This window comes from Frankia sp. CeRuru1, assembly GCF_977966315.1.
Genome location: NZ_CDWWEW010000484.1, coordinates 1 through 3,314 on the forward strand (window position 1 = coordinate 1; position 3,314 = coordinate 3,314).

4 protein-coding genes are annotated in these 3,314 nt (G+C 69.3%); 2 read left to right on the forward strand and 2 right to left on the reverse strand.

All coding sequences use genetic code 11. The features are described 5' to 3' along the window. Positions 1–24: 24 nt before the first annotated feature. A complete protein-coding gene (locus AC08OP_RS23125; protein WP_476616102.1) occupies positions 25–933 on the reverse strand; it encodes a helix-turn-helix domain-containing protein in 909 nt (302 codons plus the stop codon). A 351-nt stretch (positions 934–1,284) separates the two neighbouring features. Between AC08OP_RS23125 and AC08OP_RS23130 the strand changes: the two genes are divergently transcribed. Both AC08OP_RS23130 and AC08OP_RS23135 read left to right on the forward strand, forming a co-directional pair. Continuing rightward, positions 1,285–2,301: an ATP-binding protein gene (locus AC08OP_RS23130; protein WP_476616103.1), complete on the forward strand. Its 1,017-nt coding sequence runs from the start codon at positions 1,285–1,287 to the stop codon at positions 2,299–2,301. Beyond that, positions 2,301–2,702 carry a hypothetical protein gene (locus AC08OP_RS23135; RefSeq protein WP_476616104.1) on the forward strand — a complete coding sequence of 134 codons (402 nt, stop codon included), beginning with the start codon at positions 2,301–2,303 and terminating at the stop codon, positions 2,700–2,702. Before AC08OP_RS23130 ends, AC08OP_RS23135 begins: the two co-directional genes overlap by 1 nt. Positions 2,703–2,826: 124 nt before the next feature. On the opposite strand, the gene AC08OP_RS23140 is transcribed toward AC08OP_RS23135, so the two are convergent. Continuing rightward, a partial coding sequence (locus AC08OP_RS23140) for an SAM-dependent methyltransferase (protein ID WP_476616105.1) occupies positions 2,827–3,314 on the reverse strand: 488 nt, incomplete at its 5' end.

Genomic DNA, 3,314 nt, shown 5'->3' on the forward strand with positions numbered 1-3,314 from the left:
TGGTGGGGCCGGGTGGGGTGCTGTTCATCCCATCTCCTCCGCGGCCTCGATGATCAGCCTGCTCGATCGTTCTGGGTCCAGCGCGGCTGCTCGTAGGCGGTTCATCGCGAGCTTATACCGGCGCAGGTCGGCGTCTCGTTCCAAGTACAGGCCGCTGTGGAGCTGATCCATGTGGACGACCTCCCCGCCTGGTGGGGTCGCGAAGGCGAGGATCGTGAAGGGGTAGCCGAACGCGGCGTACGCCCCGAGGGTGTAGGGCAGGAGCTGCACGGTGATGTTCGGCTGCGCGGCACGGTCGGCCAACTGGGCGAGCTGGGTGCGCATGACGTCGGAGCCGCCGACGTGGCGGTGGAGTACGGATTGGTCGAGCACGACCCACAGTGAGAGCGGGTCGTCGCCGGCGAGCCGTTTCTGTCGTTCCATGCGGACGGTGACCCGGCGGTCGATTTCGTCGTCGTCGAGGCTGGTGTTCGCCGCCCGTAGCACCGCGCGGGCATACTGCGGTGTCTGTAGTAGCCCGGGGACGAGCTGGTTTTCGAACTCCTCGACGCTGACGGCGCTGCTCTCGGCTGCCATGAACCGTTCGAACCAGCGGGGCACGGCGTCGGTGTAGCTGTGCCACCAGTCTTGCTGGCGAGCGGAACGCACCATCCCGAGCAGCTCGTCGCGGAGCTGCTCGCCGGTCACGCCGTAGAGGTCGAGGAGTGCGGTGACGTCGCGGGTGCGCTGGATCCCCGCACCTGTCTCCATACGGCTGATCTTCGAGGCTGAGCACTGCAGGTGTGCTGCGGCCTGGTCGATCGTGATGTCGGCTCCTTCGCGGAGTCGCCGCAGTTCCGCGCCGACTTGGCGGCGTCGCATCGTCGGGGTCGCTTCGCCCGCCACGACCGCCTCCTCGTCAAGGTCAACCTGGGCCGAGTCTGCCAGCTTCACATGCACCACCCTGCAGAGGGAGTCCACAGCACGAAAATTTCCACGCATGGTAGCTGCCGCGCATTGCACGGAACGTGCATTGCGGGCATGCTGATGCCGTGACTACCCCGCCACGATCTGGCTAAGGCGCCGCGGGCTACGGGGATAGCAGCCACGGCTGGTCACAGGGAGGCTGCCTGGGCGGGCCAACGGTGCTCAGGGCAGATGGTGCGTCCGTGTCGTCCACACGGGCCGGAACTGGGTGGTGCAGATGCGAACCGTGCTCACCAGCGCGCGAGACACACACGACGGTCGCCGCACGCGCGTACGAACGCCGAGGGTGGGCTCCGCGGAGATCACGGACGGTGGCGCGTGACGCGGACCGCATTCGGATACCTACGGACAACGAGCACGAGGGACGGCGAGCTACACCGCCTGCGCGGAGTGATCAGCGACTTCGCTGCCGTCGAGGGGATGAGCCTGGTGGCAATCTATGTCGACGAGGAAGCCCTGCCGAGTGACGCCCAGCCTGGCCTGACGGCCCTCCTCGAAGCGGTCGGACGATCTGACCGGGCCGTCGTGCTGGTCCCCGACATGACGCACCTCCCGCGCTCCCCGGTAGCACGCCGTTCCTTCGAATACCAGGTAGCCGGGCTCGGCAGTGCGATCGTGCCCCTCGTACCGCCGGCCCGCATCCCCGCGCAGGCCGCCCCGACAGACCAGCAGCACCCGCCGCGATCCCGCGAGGGCAGCCAGTACCCGGCGCCGTCACCGGCCGTCCGTGTGGCGGTCGAACGGTTCCCCGCTCTCCTCAGCTCCGTCCCCGACGCCCGTGCCGCCGCCCGCCGTGTGCTCCAGGGGTGGCGGCTGGACTCCGAAGCGGTAGACGCCGCAGCTCTGATCGTGTCCGAGCTCACGGCGAATGCCGCGAAGGCAAGCCCGGCCGGAGGCGTCGTCGCGGTCCGGCTCACGGCCAGCGGCGGCGGCCTCCTCATCGAGGTCTGGGACAACGCTGCCGCCGCGCCTGTCCTTCGGGATCCGGACTCCGACGGAGAGGACGGGCGCGGTCTGCTCCTCGTCAACGCGCTCAGCAGCCGATGGTCCTGGTATCGGGCGAAATCGGGAGGAAAGGTCGTCTGGGCGGCGCTGCGCGCCAACCTCCCGCAGCCCACGCAGCCGCGGATCGAGGCCGGGCAGCTGGACCAGCGCACACCGCAGCCCACCCCAGACCCGCTCATACCGGTGACCTTCGAGGACGACCCGGCCCTGCTGCGCCGGGTCGCCGACGGGCTACGGGCCTTGGATGACTGGCACCTTCCCCACGCTACGGCTGCCCCGCCGAGGAAACGCCCGCCGATCGCGGCGGCGGGACAGCCGGGGCGCCTGTGATGGCCGATCCCGCCCGCCAGCGCCGGCCGGATGATGCAGACCGTACGGGTCGTCTGAACCCCGAGGCCCCGCTCGTTCCCGTCAGGCTGCGCCCGCTCGTTCTCATCGCGCGCATGGCAGCCCTGTCCGAGGTCACACCACCGGCAGACGTCGCACGGACGCTCGCCGCGTTCACGCCGCCCATCGACCCGGCATCACCGGCATGGGCCGCGCTGCGGGCAGCCCTCGACCGCTACGACACCGCGCAGAACCAGGACGGCCTGGACGCCGCCCGCACACAGATCAACATCGCCGCTGTCACCCTGCTCGCCGGCCCGGCCGGCCGTGGTGTGGCCCGCTCACCCGCTCGGTACCGCGTGCCGGCGCAGCGGACGCCGGGAGCCGCATCCGACCCTGGATAGCGTGCCGGCCGTCATCAACGGACAGCGACCCTACAGCGGGTGCCGGGCACTGGCTTACGGCGGCGAAGTGCGGCCTTCTACTCCGTTGAGGGGCGGCAGGGTTTTGAGGGGCCCCACGGGCGCATCAGGGTTTACGCCCAACGCCGCATGACTGGAACCTTGCGACGGGTTCGGTCGACCCAGGGTCGTTTCGCCAGTGTGGCGGGGAAACGATGCCTGGCTCGAGGAGTTCGAGGCCGTCGAAGAATGCGCCGATAGTCTCCTTGGTTCGATAGCTGTACTCGTAGCCGTCGGAGAGTTCTTTCATCTCCAGGATCTGCTCGCTGTCCGGGTCGGCCGTGCCATCGTCGACAATCAGGTGGCTTCCCGAGGGGAGGGCCGCCAGCAAGGTGCGCACGATCGAGGTGGCCTCGTCGAGCTCCGGGATCAGTCCCAACACCGATGTGAGGACCAAGCCAACGGGTTCACTGAAGTCGAGGGTCTGCGCCGCGAGCCCCAGGATCTTCTCCGGGTCGCGAAGGTCGGCGTCGAGGTAGGCGGTGGCCCCCTCAGGGGAGCTGACGAGCAGCGCGCGGGCGTGGGCCAAGACGAGGGGATCGTTGCAAGTCGGGT

Excerpts from the sequence above, each read along its gene's own strand:
- AC08OP_RS23135 (WP_476616104.1), top strand. The coding sequence starts at position 2,301 with ATGGCCGATCCCGCCCGCCAGCGCCGGCCGGATGATGCAGACCGTACG.